Origin of the sequence: Bradyrhizobium sp. CCH5-F6 (assembly GCF_001556045.1) — a bacterium.
Taxonomy (GTDB): Bacteria; Pseudomonadota; Alphaproteobacteria; order Rhizobiales; family Xanthobacteraceae; genus Bradyrhizobium.
On the sequence record NZ_LSIC01000020.1, the window covers coordinates 19,918 to 36,923 of the forward strand.

The following is a 17,006-nucleotide window of genomic DNA, read 5'->3' on the forward strand; positions in this document are numbered from 1 at the left end:
CTTCCTTTGTTTGTTTGATGATCTCTCTAGCACGTTCCGGGGCGCGTGGAGCGCGAGCCCGGAATCCATTCATCCAACAATTGTGCAGACGAATGGATTCCGGGCTTGCGCCAAGAGGGCGCAACCCGGGATGACGTAAGGAGTTTAGCGTGCCGGCGGACCGGGCCAAGGTCGCTGCGGGCCACGCAGGCCTTCGAACGCCTTGGCCATGCCGAGCACGCCGATGTCGTCGAAACGGCGGCCGACGATCTGCACGCCGATGGGGAATCCGTTGGCGTCGAAGCCGCCGTTGATCGAGATCGCGGGGTTCTCCGACATATTCCACGGCACGGTGTAAGCGATGTGCTCGAACGGCTTCATGGGATCGTTCGTCGGCGAGGCCCACTCCGCAGGGTAATTGACGTTCGGCGCGGTCGGCGAGATCACATAGTCGAGCTCGCAGAACAGCTTTGACGCCGCGGCGCGGATCGCCATGGTCTGGTTGAATCCGCGGATGACGTCGACGCCCGACAGTTTTGCGCCGGACTCGCCCCACTTGAAGATATAGGGCAGCACCTTTGCCTGCTCGGCCGGCGTGAGCTTCGACAGATCGTCCCACATCCGCGCGCGCCAGAAATTGTCGAGACCGTCGAGCATCTCGCGTGTGAGGATCCCGTCGACTTCGGTCACGACCGCGCCGGCGGATTCGAACGCCTTCGCCGCCTTCACCGCGACCTCGCGCACCGGTTTCTCCGGAGGCAGGCCGCAGCCGGGATCGAGCATCAGGCCGATGCGCAGTTTTCGCGGCGACTTCTCCAGACCCTTCCAGTTGAGCGGTTCGGCCGGCAGGCTCATGCCGTCGCGCCGGTCGGGCTTTGCGATGACGCTCATCGTCAGCGCGCAGTCGTCGACCGTGCGGGTCATGGGACCGGCGACGCGGCCGACATAGGTGGGATCGATCGGCACGCGGCCGAAGCTGGGCTTCAGGCCAACGAGGCCGCACCAGCCCGCGGGCAGGCGAATCGAGCCGCCGATATCGGTGCCGAGATGCAAGGGACCATAGCCGGCTGCTGCCGCAGCGCCGGCACCTGCGCTCGAGCCGCCGGGGTTCTTGGAGAGGTCCCAGGGATTGCGCGCCAGCGCGTGGAAGCTGGAAAGCCCGGAGGACAGCATGCCGTAATCGGGCATGGTGGTCTTGGCGAAGATGATCGCGCCGGCCTCGCGCAATCGCGCCGCGGGCGGCGCATCCTTCTCGGCCGGCACGAGCTTGACGCTGGCAGCCCCAAGCGGCACCGGCACGCCCTTGGTCGCGATGTTGTCCTTCACCGTGACGGGCACGCCGTCGAGCGCGCCGGCCGGCTCGCCGCCGGTCCAGCGTGCGGTCGAGGCCTTTGCCGCCTCGCGCGCGCCGTCGGGGTCGAACGCATAGAGCGCCTTGAGATGCGGTTCCCACGCAGCGACGTGCGCGAGCACGTCCTCCAGCACCTCGCTCGGCGAGAACTGCTTTGCGCGATAGCCTGCGATCAGATCGATCGCGGACAGGTCGTGCAGCGAGGTGAGCGCCTCCTCGACGCTCTTTTTAGGCATGGCCGCCCACCGGCATGCGCGTCTCGATGATGCGGGCGAACATGCTGGCGCCGATCGGCAGGATCTTGTCGTCGAGCACGAAGCCGGGATTGTGCACGGGCACCGAGCCGTCATGGCCGACCCAGAAATAGGCGCCGGGGACGGTCTGGAGCATGTCGGCGAAATCCTCGCTGCCCATCTTCGGCTGGGTGCGGGTGATCACGTTGGCCGGATCGACCACGGTGCGCGCGACCTCTTCGACCACCTTGGACTGCTCGACCTGGTTGACCAGCACGCCGAACGTGTCGCGGATGTCGACGTCGATCACGCACTGATAGGCGTTCGCAATGCCGGCGCAGATCGTGCGGATACGCTCGCTGATCAGGGCGCGGACTTCATCGGAAAAGGTGCGGATGGTGCCGCAAAGATGCGCGTCGCCAGGAATGACGTTGTAGGCGGAACCGGCGTGAATCTGCGTGATGGAGATGACCGCCGCCTGCAGCGGATCGACGTTGCGGCTGACGATGGTCTGGATCGCCTGAGCCAGCGTGGTCGCGATGATCACCGCGTCCTTGGAGCGCTCGGGCATCGCGCCATGCGCGCCGTAGCCGGTGATGCGGAGGTCGAAGAAGTCGGCGCTGGCCATCGCCGGGCCGGGCAGGATCGCGATCTCGCCATGGTTGAGATCGGGCGCGTTGTGCAGGCCGTACAGCTCGTCGCAGGGGAATTTCTCGAACAGGCCGTCCTTGATCATGGCGCGGGCGCCGCCGAGGCCTTCTTCGGCCGGCTGGAAGATCAGGTGCACGGTGCCGTCGAAATTCCGGGTCTCGGCGAGATAGCGCGCGGTGCCGAGCAGCATGGTGGTGTGGCCGTCGTGACCGCAGCCGTGGAAGCGGCCCGGAATCTTCGAGCTCCATTTCAGGTTAGTGTTCTCTTCCATCGGCAGCGCGTCCATGTCGGCGCGCAGGCCGATGCGCTTGCCGCTCGAACCCTTGCCCTTGATGACGCCGATCACGCCGGTGCCGCCGAGACCGCGATGCACCTCGATGCCCCAGCTCTTCAGTTTGTCGGCGACGATGCCGGAGGTGCGCACCTCCTCGAAGCCGATCTCGGGATGGGCGTGGAGGTCGCGCCTGATAGCGGTGAGTTCGTCGGCGTAGCCGTCGATGCGTTCGATCGTGGGCATGTGGTCCTGTCCGGTTAGCGTGAAGAGGGATCGAAAACGGGGCCGTTCGGCTTGATGCGGATGCCGGGCCGCAAGCGTCTCCAGGGCAGGGCGGCGGTGTCGGCCGGCATCGCGCCGGGCGCGGCGCAGATCATCAGCTTCTCAGCGATCGGCTCGAAATCGGCACGGAAGTGCACGGAGCTCTTGTTGACCAGGATCTTCTCTCGCGTCGGCTCGATGCCGACATAGCGGTACATCGCCTGGTCGGCGAGCTGCGCCTTGTGCGACGAGACGACGACGCGGACATCGCCGATGCGCAAGGCGGCGGACGGGCCCATCTCCATCTCGCGGCCGCCGTAATAGGGACCGGGCGCGATGAAGCGGCCGTCGGAGAGCTTTTCGACAACGAAGGTCTCGCGATAGGGCTCGTCGCCGGGAATACCGGACTTGCCGCCAAGCGACAGCGTCACCGTCGCGCCGACGCCGGCCGCGTGCGCCGCCCTGGCCGATTCCGGATCGTAGATCACGCCCGTCGCGGCGCTCGCCTTGTTGCGCACCAATGCGCGCAGCATGCCGGTGGTGTCGGAATCGCCGCCCGCGCCGGGATTGTCCTGGGTGTCCGCGATGATGATCGGCTTGCTCGCCTTCCTGGAAAGTTCCATGGCATGGCGCACGCCGTCGTCAGGCGACCAGATCTTGCCGTCGAAATCGTCCTCGTGGCTCTCGATCAGCTTGACGATCGCGTCGGCTGCGCGGTCGGCGTCAGCTTGCGTCTTGCCATAGGCGAATACGCTCGGACCGCAATCGCGAAAATCCGCGGCCGGGAAGCCGGGCGCGAAGGATAGTGTCGCGACCGCGTCGCCCTCCAGCGCGGCGAGCTTCTCGTAGATGCCCTTGGTGGGCTGGTCATTGGTGCATTGCCAGCTGATCGGGATCAGGAACGGCAATTGCCGGAACGCCTTCGCGAAGCGCTGCTTCGTATTCAGAAGAAGCGCCAGATGTCTTGCGCAGGCGCGGCCGGTCTCGGCCATGTCGACATGGGGATAGGTGCGGTAGGCGATCAGCGCGTCGGCATGCGCGATCATCTCGGGCGTGACGTTGGCGTGCAGGTCGAGGCTCGCCACCAGCGGAATGTCGTTACCGATGACGCGGCGGACGCGTGCCAGGATTTCGCCTTCGCCATCGTCGAGATGCTCGGTCACCATGGCGCCATGCAGGTCGAGATAGACCGCATCGATCGGCCCGGCGGCTGCGATGCCGTCGACCATCACCTTCACGATGCGTTCGAAGGCATCCTTGGTCACATGGGCCGAGGGGCTCGCTCCGCAGGCAATCGTCGGAACGAGTTCCCAGCCGTTCGGTTCGGCGCTGTCGACGAAGCCGGCGAGGCCGACATTGATGCGCCGCATCACCTTCAGCACGTCGGCACCTTGCGTCAGCGCCGGCCAGCCGCCGCCATGCTGGAAGTCCGCGAAAGTTGCCTTGGTCGGAGCGAAGGTGTTGGTCTCGTGCAGGAAACCGCCGACGGCGATGCGTGTCATTCAATTCAAGTCCCAATGGAAGGTGCGCGACGTTAGCCCCGGCTTTGCGGCAAGAGCAAGCTGGGAAGCAATCGTGTCGTGCATAGGGTTAGATCGTTTTAGGAATGCTGCGGATGCGCACCGCATTCCGCAGTCATTCCGGGGCGCGCACTCTTGGCGCGAACCCGGAATCCATCACGCGACGATCTCTGTAGCCCGATGGAGTCCGGGCTCATCGCTTCGCGATGCTCCGGGATGACGGAGGAGAGATTCTACGCGCTCGCCGCCACGCCCTCCGACACCGGCCGGAAGTTCGCAAAATCCCAGCCTCGCCCCGGCGCCGCATCGAGCAGCGCCTTCGTGTACGCCTCCTTCGGATGCGTCAGCACTTCGGCTGCCGGTCCTTGTTCGACGACGCGGCCATGCTGCATCACCACCACTTCGTCGCAGATCTGCGCGGCGACGCGCAAATCGTGGGTGATGAACAGGATGGCGATGCCGAGCCGCTTCTGGATCTCGTCCAGCAGCTCCAGCACCTGCGCCTGCACGGAGACGTCGAGCGCGGAGACCGCTTCGTCGGCGACCAGCACGTCCGGGTCGAGCGCGAGCGCGCGGGCGATGGCGATACGCTGGCGCTGGCCGCCGGAGAACTGGTGCGGATAGCGCGACACGGCATCTGCCGGCAGGCCGACGAGCTCGAGCAGCTCGCGCGCCCGCTTCATCGCATCGGCATGAGCGATGCCGTAATTGACCGGTCCTTCCGCGATGCTCTCGCCGACGGTGACGCGCGGATTGAGCGAGCGGTAGGGATCCTGGAACACGATCTGGATCTTCTTGCGGTGCGGCTGCAGCAGGCGGCGCGAGATGTCGGCGATCTCGCGGCCGGCGAGGCGCACGCCGCCGGAGGTCGGATCGATCAGGCGGACGATGCAGCGTGCCACCGTCGACTTGCCCGAGCCGCTCTCGCCGACGATGCCGAGCGTGCGGCCTTTGCGCAGCGTCAGCGTGACCTTGTCGGCTGCGACGACCTCGCGGCCTTTGCCGAAGAAGGCGCGTTCCTTGTAGACCTTGCTGAGCTCGTTGGCTTCCAGCACCACCGGCTCGCGGCTGTCCTCGCGCGGCGCCCGCGGCACCAGGCTGGGCACGGCGGCCAGGAGGTTGCGGGTGTACTCCATGGTCGGATTGCGCAGCACGGCATCGAGCGGCCCGGTCTCGACCAGGCGGCCCTGCCGCATCACGGCGACGCGGTCGGCGATCTCGGCAACCACGCCCATGTCGTGGGTGATGAACAGCACGGCGGTGCCGTGATCGCGCTGAAGGTCGCGGATCAGGGTCAGGATCTGCTTCTGCGTGGTGACGTCGAGCGCGGTGGTCGGCTCGTCGGCAATGAGGAGCTTCGGCTCCAGCACCAGCGCCATCGCGATCATGATGCGCTGGCGCTGGCCGCCGGAGAGACGGTGCGGATAGGAGGCGAAGATGCGCTCGACCTGGGGCAGGCGCACCTGCTCCATCATGTCGAGGATGCGCTTCTTCCGGGCCTTCGCGTCGAGATCGGTGTGCGCGCGCAGGACCTCGTCGATCTGGCGGCCGACGGGCACCACCGGATTGAGTGCGGTCATCGGCTCCTGGAAAATCATCGCCATCTTCGTCGCACGAAGCTGGCGCAGGCGACGGTCGGTTGCGGTGAGCAGCTCTTCGCCAACCAGCTTGATGCTGCCGGAGGTCGGAACCAGCGTGCCCTTCGGCAGCAGGCCCATCGTGGTGAGGGAGGTCACCGACTTGCCGGAGCCGCTTTCGCCGACGAGGCACAGTGTCTCGCGCTCGCTGACCTGGAGCGAGATGCCGTCGATGATGTTTCCGCCCTTCGGCTTCTTGCCGATGGACACGACGAGATTGTTGATGTCGAGGATGGTGTTGGTCACTTCAATTCTCTCCGCCGTCATTCCGGGGCGCGCATAGCGCGAGCCCGGAATCCATCGGGCCGCAGTGTCGGGGTGAAATGGATTCCGGGCTCGCGACTTCGTCGCGCCCCGGAATGACGAAACCGAGGATCCTCACTTCCCCTCCCGCTGCTTCATGCGCGGATCGAGAGCGTCGCGGGCGGCGTCGCCGATCAGGTTGATGCTGAGGATGGCGATCGAGAGCAGCAGGCCGGGCCAGAAGATCAGCGACGGCTTGATCTGGAAGTACTGGCGGCCCTCGGCCATGATGTTGCCCCAGGTCGGCGTCTCCGGCGAGATGCCGGCGCCGAGGAAGGAGAGGATGGCCTCGGTGAGGATGGCGCTCGCGCAGATATAGGTGCCCTGGACGATCAGCGGCGCGATCGTGTTCGGCATCAGATGGCGCCACATGATCTTCGGCAGGCTCGAGCCGACCGAGATCGCCGCTTCGACGTAAGGCTCCTCGCGCGCCGACAGCACGACCGAGCGCACCAGGCGCGCCACGCGCGGGATCTCCGGAATCGTGATCGCGATCAGCACGGTCCAGAGGCTGGCGCCGGACAGCGAGACCACGGCGATCGCCAGCAGGATGCTCGGCATTGCCATCAGGCCGTCCATGACGCGCATCAGCACGGCATCGATCAGCTTGAAGAAACCGGACACGAGACCGATCGCGAGCCCGATGGCGATCGACAGCATCGCCGCACCGATGCCGATCAGAAGCGAGATGCGGCCGCCATAGATCACACGCGACAACACATCGCGGCCGTAAGCGTCGGTACCGAGCAGGTACTGTGCCGAGGAGGGCTTCAACCGCTGCGACGGCGCCAGTTGGATCGGATCATACGGCGCGATCAGCGGCGCGAGGATCGAGACCAGCACGACCAGCGTGAGCAGGACCGTCGCCGTGGCGATGATGGGCGTCGAGGTGAGGAATCCGAATCGCGGCCGCAGCGGCGAGGTGATCGGAATGGACGACTGGGGAAGGGTATCGACCGACATTTGTGTTGTTATCCTTGCTCAGTACCGGATCCGGGGGTCGAGCAGTGTGTAGGCGACGTCGATGAGGAGATTGACGACGACATAGATCAGCGACGTCAGCAGGATCATCGCCTGGATCACCGGATAGTCGCGTGCCAGCACCGCATCCACGGTGAGGCGGCCGATGCCGGGAATGTTGAACACGCTTTCGGTGACGACGACGCCGGAGATCAACAGCGCAAAGCCGGTGCCGATCACGGTGATCACGGGTACCGCGGCGTTGCGCAGCGCATGGCGCATCATTACGGCGACCTCGTTGATGCCTTTGGCGCGCGCGGTACGGACGTAGTCTTCGCCGAGCACGTCGAGCATCGCTGCACGCGTCATGCGCGCGATCAGCGCGATATAGATGAAGGACAGGGCGCAGGTCGGCAGGATGATGCGTTCGAAGAACGGCCCAAAGCCGTTGAAGATGCTGCGGAAGCCCTGCACCGGCACCCAGCGCAGTTCGATCGCAAAGACCTGGATCAGCACATAGCCGACCACGAATACCGGCACGGAGAAGCCAAGCACCGACAGGCCCATCACGAAGCGGTCGATCCAGGTGCCGTGCTTCCATGCGGCGAGCACGCCCAGAGGGACTGCGACAATGACGGCGAGGATGATGGTGGACAGTGCGATCGAGATCGAAGGCTCGACGCGCTGGCTGATCATTTTCATCACCGGCAGATTGGAAATCAGCGAGGTCCCGAGGTCGCCGTGCAGCAGCTTGTTCACCCAGGTGATGAACTGCACGATCAGCGGCTCGTTGAGGCCGAGCGAGGTGCGGATGCGCTCGAGCCGTTCCGGCGTCGCGTTGTCGCCGGCGAGAATCGCGGCGGGATCGCCGGGCGTCAGCCGCAGAAGCAGGAACACGAACAGCGCCACGACGCCCATCACGGGCACCGCGGCCAGAACGCGGCGAACAAGATAACCCAGCATACACTTATCTCCGGCTACGGAACGTGTGGAGCCTCGAGGCTCCCATGAACTCTGTCGTCTCTATCATGCCTGTCACTTGGGCTGGAAAGCCCGCCCGGAGACGCCATGCTCTTAGGGCAAATTGTGTGCCAAGGGCTGCGCCGTAGCAAGAGGCCGGCATGTTCCGGCGTCCACCACTCATGATGCATGTCGCAGTTCACGTTCAACCCCAAGTGAAGGTGACGTTGGTGGAGCGTTGAGGCCGCGCCAGCCGTCGATGGTCTGGGCAATCATCTGCGCCGTCGCCGCCGACAGAGTCCAGCCGAGATGGCCGTGGCCGGTGTTGAAGAACACGCCCGGTATCCACCCTGCGCGCACGACCGGCATCATGTTCGGCATCATCGGGCGCAGCCCGGCCCACGGCACGACGCGCGACGTTTCGACGGCGGGGAAGTTGTTGCGCACCCAGTCGATCAGCGGCTGCACGCGGTCGGCGCGGATGTCGCGATTGAAGTCGTTGAATTCGGCGGTGCCGGCGATACGAAAACGATCGGCGCCGAGCCGGCTGGTGACGATCTTGGCGGCCTCGTCGAGCAGGCTCACCGTCGGGGTGGCGTTGCGGCTATCGGCGGTGTCGAGTTGCACGGTGATCGAGTAGCCCTTCACCGGGTACACGTTGACGCGCTCGTCGAGCAGGGCGGCGAAGTGACGGCTCGCAACGCCCGCGCAGACCACGACGCCGTCGGCGTTCAGTGCGCCGCGCGCGGCCGCGACCGTATCGCCCGCGGCCAGATCGGCCCAGCCGATGACGAAGCCGCTGCCGGCACGTGCGATCGAATCGATATTGGCCTCGTGGATGAAGGTCGCGCCACGCCGCTTGCAGGCTTCCGCCAGCCCGCGGGTAAACTTGTGGATATCGCCGGTCGCATCCGACGGCGTGTAGAAGCCGCCATAATAGTCCTTGCGCAATGTCGGCTCGATCGCGCGAATTTCCTCTGACGTCACCGGGCGGCGGTCGAGGCCGCCTTCCTGCAGCAGCGCGTTGACGCGCAGGCCGGATTCGAAGCCGGCTTTGTCACGATAGATGTGGAGGATGCCGCGGCGTTCGAGATCGAAGTCGATCCCTTCGCGCGCCGCGATGTCGAACAGATACCTGCGCGCTTCGATCGCGAGCCGCGTGGTCTCGATGGTGTTGGCGCGGTAGTTGCCGATGTTGGCGACGAACTCGCTCATCCACGAATATTTGTGCCAGTTCGGCCGCGGGTTCATCAGCAGCGGCGCGTCGCGCCGAAACATCCAGCGCAAGCCCTTCAGGATGGTCGCCGTGCTGTTCCACACTTCGGCGTTCGATGCAGAGAGCTGCCCGCCATTGGCGAAGGACGTCTCCATCGCGGCGTAGCGGTGCTTGTCGAGCACCGTCACCTCAAAGCCGCGTTCGAGCAGGGCATAGGCGGTCGTGACGCCGGTGATGCCGGCGCCGATGATGGCGATATGGGTCATGATTAGGTTCGGGGCTCCCGTGTTTAGAGTCGGCTAACCGCCGGCCATACGGCCGTTGGCGGCGCCCCATCTGTCACGGTTACCTGAGAGCTTGACCCGCTGCGGACATTGCAACGGACTATCCCCTTCGGTGGACGTCACGATTGCCTGAAATCGCGCCATCTCTCTCCAGATCGTCCTGACGAAACGGTCCTTTTGCCTGAGAGTTTCCGGGGCGGTTGCTCCGTCGGCGCCGCAACGAAAGCTGAAAGCCTTCGCCGCGATCTCTCCCGCATCATCGCGTGGACGGCGGAGCAGTACGATACGCCTCATTTTTAGACAAGGCTAAATTTCGACCGCGACTGCCGACCTATTGTGCAGTGCAAATTCGATTCAATTACTCCAGAGTCGCCAGCAGGCCTGCCATCAAACGACCGCGCTCGACCAAGCTGTCGACTTCGATGAACTCCTCCAGCGTGTGGCCGTTGCCGCCACGCACGCCCAGGCCGTCGAGTGTCGGGATACCCATCGCACCCGTGAAGTTGCCGTCGGAGCCGCCGCCCGAGCTCGCATGCGGCAGCTCGGCCCCGAGCGATTTGGCGATGTCCCGCGCCTTTTCATAGAGCGCCATGGTGCCGGCATCCGGCTCCCAAACCGGACGCGTCACGCCGCGCGTCACCTTGAAGGTGACGTCGTTGTTGGTGCCCGACAGCGCCAGCATGCGCTCGACGCCGCGGTCGAGATCGGCCTGGCGTTTGGCCATGGAGAGGGCTTCGCCCGTGGCCGTCGTGGCAACGCAATTGACCCATTGTCCGCCGTGGACGACGCCGACCGAGAAGGTGCAGTCCTCCGTCGTCATCGCATCGATTGCGAGAATCTGCCGCGCCATCTCGCGGATCGCCGACCGTCCTGCCGACAGCGTCGCTCCGGCGTGGCTCGGCCGGCCGGTCGCCTCGAGATTGAAGCGCGCGATGGCGTAACGTCCGGTGGTGACACCGTTGTCGGCGCGGCCGGGCTCGGGCACCAGCACGTATTTATTGCGTGCGGCCTCCGCCTCGATGATGTCTCGCGTAGAGGGCGTGCCGACTTCCTCATCTGGCGTGAACAGCACCGTGATCGGCAGCGGCGTAGTGAATGACGCGTGAGCAAGTTGCCGGATCGCTTCCAAAGAGAGGTAATTGCCGCCCTTCATGTCGTAAATGCCGGGGCCGTAGCATCGGTTGCCCTCGCGCCGCCATTTCAGCTTCTCGATGGTGCCGACCGGATGAACGGTATCCATGTGTCCGGCGATCAGGATGCCCGGCTCGCCTTGCTTCGGATGGGGAAAGCGCGCGCGGATGACGCCGCCAAAGCCCTGGCGGCCGGCGATGCGTTCGATCGTCGCACCCATGATCGCCATGTCCCGCGCTGCGATATCGAGCATGCGGTCCACGGCGCCGGCGTCCCAGGTCGGGCTTTCGCATTCGACCCAGCCGCGCAGGCCCTCGAGCATCGCCTCGGAATCAAAGGGAAGATTGGCAGGATTCATCTCAATGTCTCTCAAACTTCGAAAGATGGAACGCGCATTGCATTGGCGCGGGGCAGGACGAGCGGAGGGTGTTGTAGAGCCAAACCGATCTTTGTGGAGCCCGTGCGTACGCCGCGAGGGCTTGCAACGAAACCGGATTGACGTGCTCGGCACTGTCTGCAAGTCTCGAAAAGATAAAGGCATTGCATGAGGTTAGTTCGCCCAACGAACGAACCACATGCTCAACCAATAACCTGCCTTTGAACAGTTTCACGTCAGGAGAACTTTCTATGTTCCACTTCATGCGCCGGGGGCCTCGCGCGTTCGCCTCCAAACTTGCGCTGTCGGTCGTCGCGCTTTCCACGGCGATGGCCTCGCCGGTGCTTGCCGCCGGCAAGACCATCACGGCGGTGATGCATTCGGATCTGCGCATCATCGATCCGATTTTCACCACGGCCTACATCACGCGCGACCATGGCTACATGGTCTACGACACGCTGGTGGCCCCGGACTCGACCTTCAAGATCCAGCCGCAGATGGCGGACTGGAAGATCTCCGACGACAAGCTCACCTACACCTTCACGCTGCGTGACGGCCTGAAGTGGCATGACGGCGCGCCGGTGACGGCGGAAGACTGCGTCGCCTCGCTGAAGCGCTGGGCCGCCGTCGACGGCATGGGCCAGAAGCTCATGGACTTCACCGCGAGCATCGAGGCGACCGACGCCAAGACGATCACGCTGAAGCTGAAGGAGCCCTACGGCCTGGTGCTCGATTCTATCGGCAAGCCGTCCTCGCGCGTTGCCTTCATGATGCCCAAGCGCCTCGCCGAGACGCCGCCGGACAAGCAGATCCCCGAGCAGATCGGTTCGGGTCCCTTCAAGTTCGTGCAGGGCGAATTCCAGCCCGGCGTGAAGGCGGTCTACGTCAAGAACACCGACTACGTGCCGCGCAAGGAGCCGGCGAGCTGGACCTCCGGCGGCAAGGTGGTGAAGGTCGACCGCGTCGAGTGGATCACCATGCCGGACTCGCAGACCGCAGTGAACGCGCTGCAGTCGGGCGACATCGACTTCATGGAGAATCTGCCGTTCGACATGCTGCCGGTGCTGGAAGCGAACAAGGAGCTCACGCTCGAGGTCTCCAACAAGTTCGGTTTCCAGACCCTCGGCCGGATGAACTTCCTGCATCCGCCCTTCGACAACGTGAAGGTCCGGCGAGCTGCGTTCCTGGCCATGAACCAGAAGGACGTTCTCGACGCGCTGGTCGGCAATCCCAAATACCAGAAGATCTGCGGCGCGTTCTTCGTGTGCGGTACGCCGCTCGAGACTGACGTCGGCGCCGAAACCCTCATCAAGGGCAATGGCATGGCGGAAGCCAAGAAGGCGCTCGCCGAGTCCGGTTATGACGGCACGCCGATCGTGATCATGGCGCCCGGCGACGTCACGACATTGAAGGCGCAGCCGATCGTTGCGGCCCAGCTGCTGCGCGAGGCCGGCTTCAAGGTCGACCTGCAAGCGACCGATTGGCAGACCGTGGTGAGCCGCCGCGCCAGCCAGAAGCCGCCGAAGGAGGGTGGCTGGAACATGTTCTTCACCAACTGGGTCGCTGCCGACGTGGCCAATCCGATCGCCAATCTGTCGATCAGCGGCTTGGGCAAGAAGGGCTGGTTCGGCTGGGCGGAAGACGCCAAGATCGAGCAGCTCAAGGACGCTTTCGTCCGCGCGTCCTCGCTCGACGAGCAGAAGAAGATCGCCGCCGAGATCCAGAAGCAGGCCTATGAGCAGGTGATCTACATTCCGCTGGGTCAGTATCTGTTGCCGAGCGGCTGGCGCAAATCGCTCACCGGCCTGCTCGACGGTCCGGCGACGCCGCTGTTCTGGAACGTCAGCAAGTCGGATTAGGCCGCTCGCCTGCATCTGAAAATTGAACGGCGCCGCGAGTCAGATCGCGGCGCCGTTTTCTTTTGAATGATGGCTCGGATAGTCCCGAGCGCGATGAGATTACGGTGAGGGATCGCGCTTTAGGCTGGTGGCGAGCATGATCTTCTCGGAAGACCGCCGCACACGCTTTCCGGATCGTGCCTAGCAGTGGCTGCCGCGCACTTGCTCCAACCCTTCGCTTGCGAACGGCGCCGTGAACGCAGCCTTCTCGGCGCGCGGCTCCGAACGTTCCGGGGTTTGCGGTCCCGGCTCGTGGCTGACTTCGCTGTGGTCCGGTTCCATGTCGGCATCCTCTCGATTGCTGCAGTACAACATCAGCGATCGAGGGAAGTTCCTCACGCGATGGGGCGATGATGCGGCTTGAACAGCCGCCCTTTCTCAACCACCAGCACGATCGCGAGCGCCGCGAGCGTCGACAGGAAGAAGCCGACAGAGAACGGCAGCAGCGTGCCGTCGAAGCTCTGTCCGATCGCCATGCCGACGACGATCCCGATCAGCGTCGTGATCGAGCCGTAAAGCGAAGAGGCGGTGCCGGCGATGTGTCCCTGCGGCTCCATTGCGAGCGCAGTGAAGTTGGCGACCATCATGCCGAACGAGAACATCATCAGGGCCGAGAGCAGCATGAACAAGGCGAGCGGCAGCACGCCGAGGCTTTCCGCCAGCAGCATCACGCCGGCCACCGCGGTGTAGAGCGTCAGCGCCCCGTGCGAGATCACGCGCATGCCGAGCCGCCCGACCAGCCTCGCATTGAGGAAGCCGGCGATGGCGGTGCCGGCGGCGATCGCCGCGAAGGCGAGCGGGAAATAGTGACCGAGATGATAGATGCCGGTGAAGACCTGCTGGGCGCAGAAGACGTAGGCGAACAATGCGCCGATGACGCTGCCGGCCGCCGTCGCATAGCCGATGGTCTGTCGATTGGTCAGGGTCTGCCGGAAGGCCGAGAGTATGTCGGCGGGCGCCAGCGATCTGCGTTCGGACTCGGGAAGGGTCTCGGGCAGTCGCAACACGCACCATGCGAGCGCGAGCAGGCCATAGAGCATCAGCACCACGAAGATGCCGCGCCACGCCGTGACCAGCAGCACCGCCTGCCCGAACGAGGGCGCGATCACGGGCACCGCGATGAACACCATCATGGCGAGCGACATCACGCTCGCCATGCGGCGGCCGACATAGCAGTCGCGCACGATCGAGGTCGCGATGACGCGCGTCGCCGCGGTGCCGAGCCCTTGCAGCGCACGCGCCAGCAGCAGCGTCTCGAACGAGGGCGCCGCGACCGCAAGCACGCTCGCCACGGCGTAGACCGCCATGCCGCCGAGCAGCACCGGCCGGCGGCCGAAGCGGTCCGACAGGGGGCCCATGACGAACTGGCCGACGCCGAATCCGATCAGGAAGGTCGACAGCACCAGCTGGAGATGGTTCTCGACGGGAATCTTGAAGGCCGCCCCGATATTGGGCAGCGCCGGCAGCATCATGTCCATCGCCAGCGGATTGAGCGCCATGATCGCCGCGATCACGATGACGAACTCGGGAAAACCCATGGGACGGTGTCCGGCGGACACCCAATCGTCGGCATTGACGTCGGACAAGAAGAGTCACCTCTGAAATTCAGGGGCGTTATCTACCCTCGATGTTGCATTGCACAACCCTCGTTTCGGGATGGCTGGCAGGCGGACCGGGGCGTACACATTTGCGGGAGAGCGCTTGGAGCGGGCTTCTTGAATCAACTTGCGTTTCAGCCCGAGCGCCGATTGCCCCGTGGCTGCGACCTGGTCGGGATCGCGATGGACATCGCGCGCTGAACCCGTCGACGCCGCGCATTGGCGAAGAGAGCACTCGGTCGCAGCGCGCAACGTTCAACGAGGCATCGGGCTGAGAGAGATATCGCCTCGAAAATCGTTACGCCTAAGCCGGCGGGGCTGCTCCCGGAGGCCGCGGATCTGCTGGTGCGGGCAGCCGGGGTCGAACCGGCACAGCGCTTGCGCACCGAGGGATTTTAAGTCCCTTGCGTCTACCAATTCCGCCATGCCCGCTTGATCCAACGAGATCAAACACTTAAAGCCCATCTCCGACCGTCTGGAATTGGCGCGTTGCGGACCCGGAGGGACGGTTCTTCCTTAAGCGAGCCGGGCGCCCAAGGCAAAGCCTCAATCCGGACATCTGTTGTTGCTTTAGGCATTCTCAATCCACGGGAGCTATTCATCCGGCATGACTGCTTCGTTCTCCTCATCGCTGCGCGGCTTCGGCGCAATCCTCGCGCTGCTTGCCGCCGGCGCCGCGCTGTCCGGCTGCGCCGGCATGAGCGAGACGATTGCACCGGCCTTTGCCGATCCCGCCAAATACGAATTGTACGACTGCAAGCAGCTGGAGGGTGAGCGCAAGCTGCTCGCCAAGCGCACGGACGAGCTGCAGAAGCTGATGGTTAAGGCCGAGACCGGGGCGGGTGGCGCGGTCGTGTCCGAGCTCGCCTATCGCAATGACTACATCGCGGTGCGCGGGCAGGCGCAATTGGCCGAGGAGGCCTGGCGCCGCAACAGGTGCCGCGAGACGCCCGAGGCGACAGCGGCTGCCGTGCCATTGTCGCCTGCGGCCCCCGCCAGGCCCGCTTCGAAGTCCGGGAAAACCGTCCGCTGAGGCGCCGCGCCGGCAACGCTCGGCATCAAGGCCGCCAGCCGTAGATCCAGTCCTGCCGCGCCAGCATGCGTTCCGGGCCGAGCGCGCGGATCGCAAGATCGCGGGCGAGGGCGAGCGGCCCGCCGAGATGATAGATGCGGCCCTGCTGCCGCGCGGTTTGCTGCATCCGCCGTACCCGCGCCTGCCGCGCACGGCCATATTGCGTCAGCGCGGTGGCGATGCCCTGGGTGCTCTCGGCGGCCTCGAGGCTCAGATGCCGGGCGAGCACGGCGGCATCCTCGATCGCCATGCCGGCGCCCTGGGCCGCGAACGGCAACATCGCATGCACGGCGTCGCCGAGCAGCGCCACCGGGCCTTTGCTCCAGGGGCAGCCGTCGGGCACGCCGAACAGCGCCCATTTCCGCCAGCTGTCGACCCCGGCGAGCATCATCCGCGCCGGCGGCGGCCAGCGCGGGGCGGCAAAGGCGTCCATCACCTCCTGGCGATCGCCGGGCGTGCTCCAGCCCGGCCGGTTCCACGTTCCGGGCAGCACCGCGACCACGTTGATCTGGCGTCCGCCCGCGATCGGATAGGCGACCAGATGGGCGTTCGGTCCCATCCAGAGCTGCACCCGGCGCGCGGCATAGTCCTTCGGCAGTTGCGTGGCATCGAGCGTGCCGCGCCAGGCGATCAGGCCGGAGAAGCGCGGCTGCACCTCGGGAAACATATGCTGGCGCACCGTCGACCAGATGCCGTCGGCGCCGATCAGGGCGCTGGCGAGATCGCTGCGGCGGATCGTGCCGCTGCGATGAACGACCGTCAGCCCCTTGGCGTGGGGCGCGACGTCCTCGAAGGTCGCACCCAGCTTCAGGTCGATATCGGGATGATCGGCCACGGCGCCGGCGAGTGCGGATTGCAGGTCGGCGCGGTGCACCACCCAATACGGGGCGCCGGCGCGCGCGGAAGCTGCTTCGCCAAGCGGCATGCGCAGGAGCTCGCCGCCGGCGCGCGCGCTCATGATCGAGACCGCCTCCGGGGTCACCGCGCGCAGCTTGAGACGTTCGGTCAGGCCGAGTTCGACCAGGACGCGGCTGGCATTGGGAGAGAGTTGCAGGCCGGCGCCGACTTCCTCGAGGCGCTCGGCCTTTTCCAGCACGACGATCCGGAAGCCGCGGGCCGCCAGCGCAAGCGCGGCCGTCAGGCCACCGATCCCGGCACCGGCGATGACAATCGTTCGGGAGAGCGCCACCCCTGACCGATGGCAGCGGTCAGGCCACCTTGTCCTTCAGCACGCATTCCGGCGGGCGGGCTTCGCCCGGCTTCAGGTCGGCCGCGAAGCGGTACAGCGTCGAGCAGTAGGGG

The 17,006-nt window shown here is 65.3% G+C and carries 13 protein-coding genes, 1 tRNA gene, 1 pseudogene and 2 riboswitches; of the genes and pseudogenes, 2 read left to right on the forward strand and 13 right to left on the reverse strand.

Annotated features, from left to right (window positions below):
• Window positions 1-144 precede the first annotated feature (144 nt).
• From AX729_RS04420 to AX729_RS04455, 8 genes are all read right to left on the reverse strand, one after another.
• Window positions 145-1,566 carry an amidase gene (locus AX729_RS04420; RefSeq protein ID WP_061020689.1) on the reverse strand — a complete coding sequence of 474 codons (1,422 nt, stop codon included), beginning with the start codon at window positions 1,564-1,566 and terminating at the stop codon, window positions 145-147.
• Window positions 1,559-2,731 (reverse strand): M20 aminoacylase family protein, encoded by a 1,173-nt coding sequence (locus AX729_RS04425; protein WP_061020690.1) that lies wholly within the window; start codon window positions 2,729-2,731, stop codon window positions 1,559-1,561. Before AX729_RS04425 ends, AX729_RS04420 begins: the two co-directional genes overlap by 8 nt.
• A 14-nt stretch (window positions 2,732-2,745) precedes the next feature.
• Window positions 2,746-4,251 (reverse strand): M81 family metallopeptidase, encoded by a 1,506-nt coding sequence (locus AX729_RS04430; protein WP_061020691.1) that lies wholly within the window; start codon window positions 4,249-4,251, stop codon window positions 2,746-2,748.
• A gap of 251 nt (window positions 4,252-4,502) precedes the next feature.
• A complete protein-coding gene (locus tag AX729_RS04435) occupies window positions 4,503-6,152 on the reverse strand; it encodes an ABC transporter ATP-binding protein (protein ID WP_061020702.1) in 1,650 nt (549 codons plus the stop codon).
• A gap of 132 nt (window positions 6,153-6,284) precedes the next feature.
• Entirely contained in the window at window positions 6,285-7,172 is an 888-nt protein-coding gene (locus AX729_RS04440; protein WP_061020692.1) for an ABC transporter permease, read from the reverse strand.
• 18 nt (window positions 7,173-7,190) lie between these two features.
• On the reverse strand, window positions 7,191-8,132 hold the full coding sequence (locus AX729_RS04445) for an ABC transporter permease (protein WP_061020693.1): 942 nt from the start codon (window positions 8,130-8,132) through the stop codon (window positions 7,191-7,193).
• Between the two features lie 177 nt (window positions 8,133-8,309).
• Entirely contained in the window at window positions 8,310-9,611 is a 1,302-nt protein-coding gene (locus tag AX729_RS04450) for a D-amino acid dehydrogenase (RefSeq protein ID WP_061020694.1), read from the reverse strand.
• Between the two features lie 68 nt (window positions 9,612-9,679).
• A riboswitch (glycine riboswitch) is annotated at window positions 9,680-9,785 on the reverse strand.
• 3 nt (window positions 9,786-9,788) lie between these two features.
• A riboswitch (glycine riboswitch) is annotated at window positions 9,789-9,893 on the reverse strand.
• 94 nt (window positions 9,894-9,987) lie between these two features.
• Window positions 9,988-11,118 (reverse strand): M20/M25/M40 family metallo-hydrolase, encoded by a 1,131-nt coding sequence (locus AX729_RS04455; RefSeq protein ID WP_061020695.1) that lies wholly within the window; start codon window positions 11,116-11,118, stop codon window positions 9,988-9,990.
• A gap of 269 nt (window positions 11,119-11,387) precedes the next feature.
• Here AX729_RS04455 and AX729_RS04460 point away from each other — a divergent pair, with 269 nt between their 5' ends.
• Window positions 11,388-12,995 carry an ABC transporter substrate-binding protein gene (locus AX729_RS04460; RefSeq protein WP_061020696.1) on the forward strand — a complete coding sequence of 536 codons (1,608 nt, stop codon included), beginning with the start codon at window positions 11,388-11,390 and terminating at the stop codon, window positions 12,993-12,995.
• A gap of 180 nt (window positions 12,996-13,175) precedes the next feature.
• On the opposite strand, the gene AX729_RS40375 is transcribed toward AX729_RS04460, so the two are convergent.
• The 3 genes from AX729_RS40375 to AX729_RS04470 form a co-directional block, all read right to left on the reverse strand.
• A complete protein-coding gene (locus AX729_RS40375; protein WP_197433531.1) occupies window positions 13,176-13,316 on the reverse strand; it encodes a hypothetical protein in 141 nt (46 codons plus the stop codon).
• A 53-nt stretch (window positions 13,317-13,369) separates the two neighbouring features.
• Entirely contained in the window at window positions 13,370-14,620 is a 1,251-nt protein-coding gene (locus tag AX729_RS04465) for a multidrug effflux MFS transporter (RefSeq protein ID WP_061020697.1), read from the reverse strand.
• A gap of 355 nt (window positions 14,621-14,975) precedes the next feature.
• Window positions 14,976-15,064, reverse strand: a tRNA-Leu gene (locus AX729_RS04470).
• A gap of 175 nt (window positions 15,065-15,239) precedes the next feature.
• Between AX729_RS04470 and AX729_RS04475 the strand changes: the two genes are divergently transcribed.
• Window positions 15,240-15,665, forward strand: a complete 426-nt coding sequence (locus AX729_RS04475) for a hypothetical protein (RefSeq protein WP_061020698.1) — start codon at window positions 15,240-15,242, stop codon at window positions 15,663-15,665.
• A gap of 25 nt (window positions 15,666-15,690) precedes the next feature.
• Here AX729_RS04475 and AX729_RS04480 read toward each other — a convergent pair whose 3' ends face one another.
• A complete protein-coding gene (locus AX729_RS04480) occupies window positions 15,691-16,893 on the reverse strand; it encodes an FAD-dependent monooxygenase (RefSeq protein ID WP_061020699.1) in 1,203 nt (400 codons plus the stop codon).
• A 19-nt stretch (window positions 16,894-16,912) separates the two neighbouring features.
• A pseudogene (locus tag AX729_RS39390) lies at window positions 16,913-17,006 on the reverse strand (zinc-finger domain-containing protein); the annotation flags it as partial.

Coding starts and splice junctions, on each gene's coding strand:
- AX729_RS04420 (WP_061020689.1), bottom strand. CDS start 1,566: ATGCCTAAAAAGAGCGTCGAGGAGGCGCTCACCTCGCTGCACGACCTG.
- AX729_RS04425 (WP_061020690.1), bottom strand. CDS start 2,731: ATGCCCACGATCGAACGCATCGACGGCTACGCCGACGAACTCACCGCT.
- AX729_RS04430 (WP_061020691.1), bottom strand. CDS start 4,251: ATGACACGCATCGCCGTCGGCGGTTTCCTGCACGAGACCAACACCTTC.
- AX729_RS04440 (WP_061020692.1), bottom strand. CDS start 7,172: ATGTCGGTCGATACCCTTCCCCAGTCGTCCATTCCGATCACCTCGCCG.
- AX729_RS04445 (WP_061020693.1), bottom strand. CDS start 8,132: ATGCTGGGTTATCTTGTTCGCCGCGTTCTGGCCGCGGTGCCCGTGATG.
- AX729_RS04450 (WP_061020694.1), bottom strand. CDS start 9,611: ATGACCCATATCGCCATCATCGGCGCCGGCATCACCGGCGTCACGACC.
- AX729_RS04455 (WP_061020695.1), bottom strand. CDS start 11,118: ATGAATCCTGCCAATCTTCCCTTTGATTCCGAGGCGATGCTCGAGGGC.
- AX729_RS04460 (WP_061020696.1), top strand. CDS start 11,388: ATGTTCCACTTCATGCGCCGGGGGCCTCGCGCGTTCGCCTCCAAACTT.
- AX729_RS40375 (WP_197433531.1), bottom strand. CDS start 13,316: ATGGAACCGGACCACAGCGAAGTCAGCCACGAGCCGGGACCGCAAACC.
- AX729_RS04475 (WP_061020698.1), top strand. CDS start 15,240: ATGACTGCTTCGTTCTCCTCATCGCTGCGCGGCTTCGGCGCAATCCTC.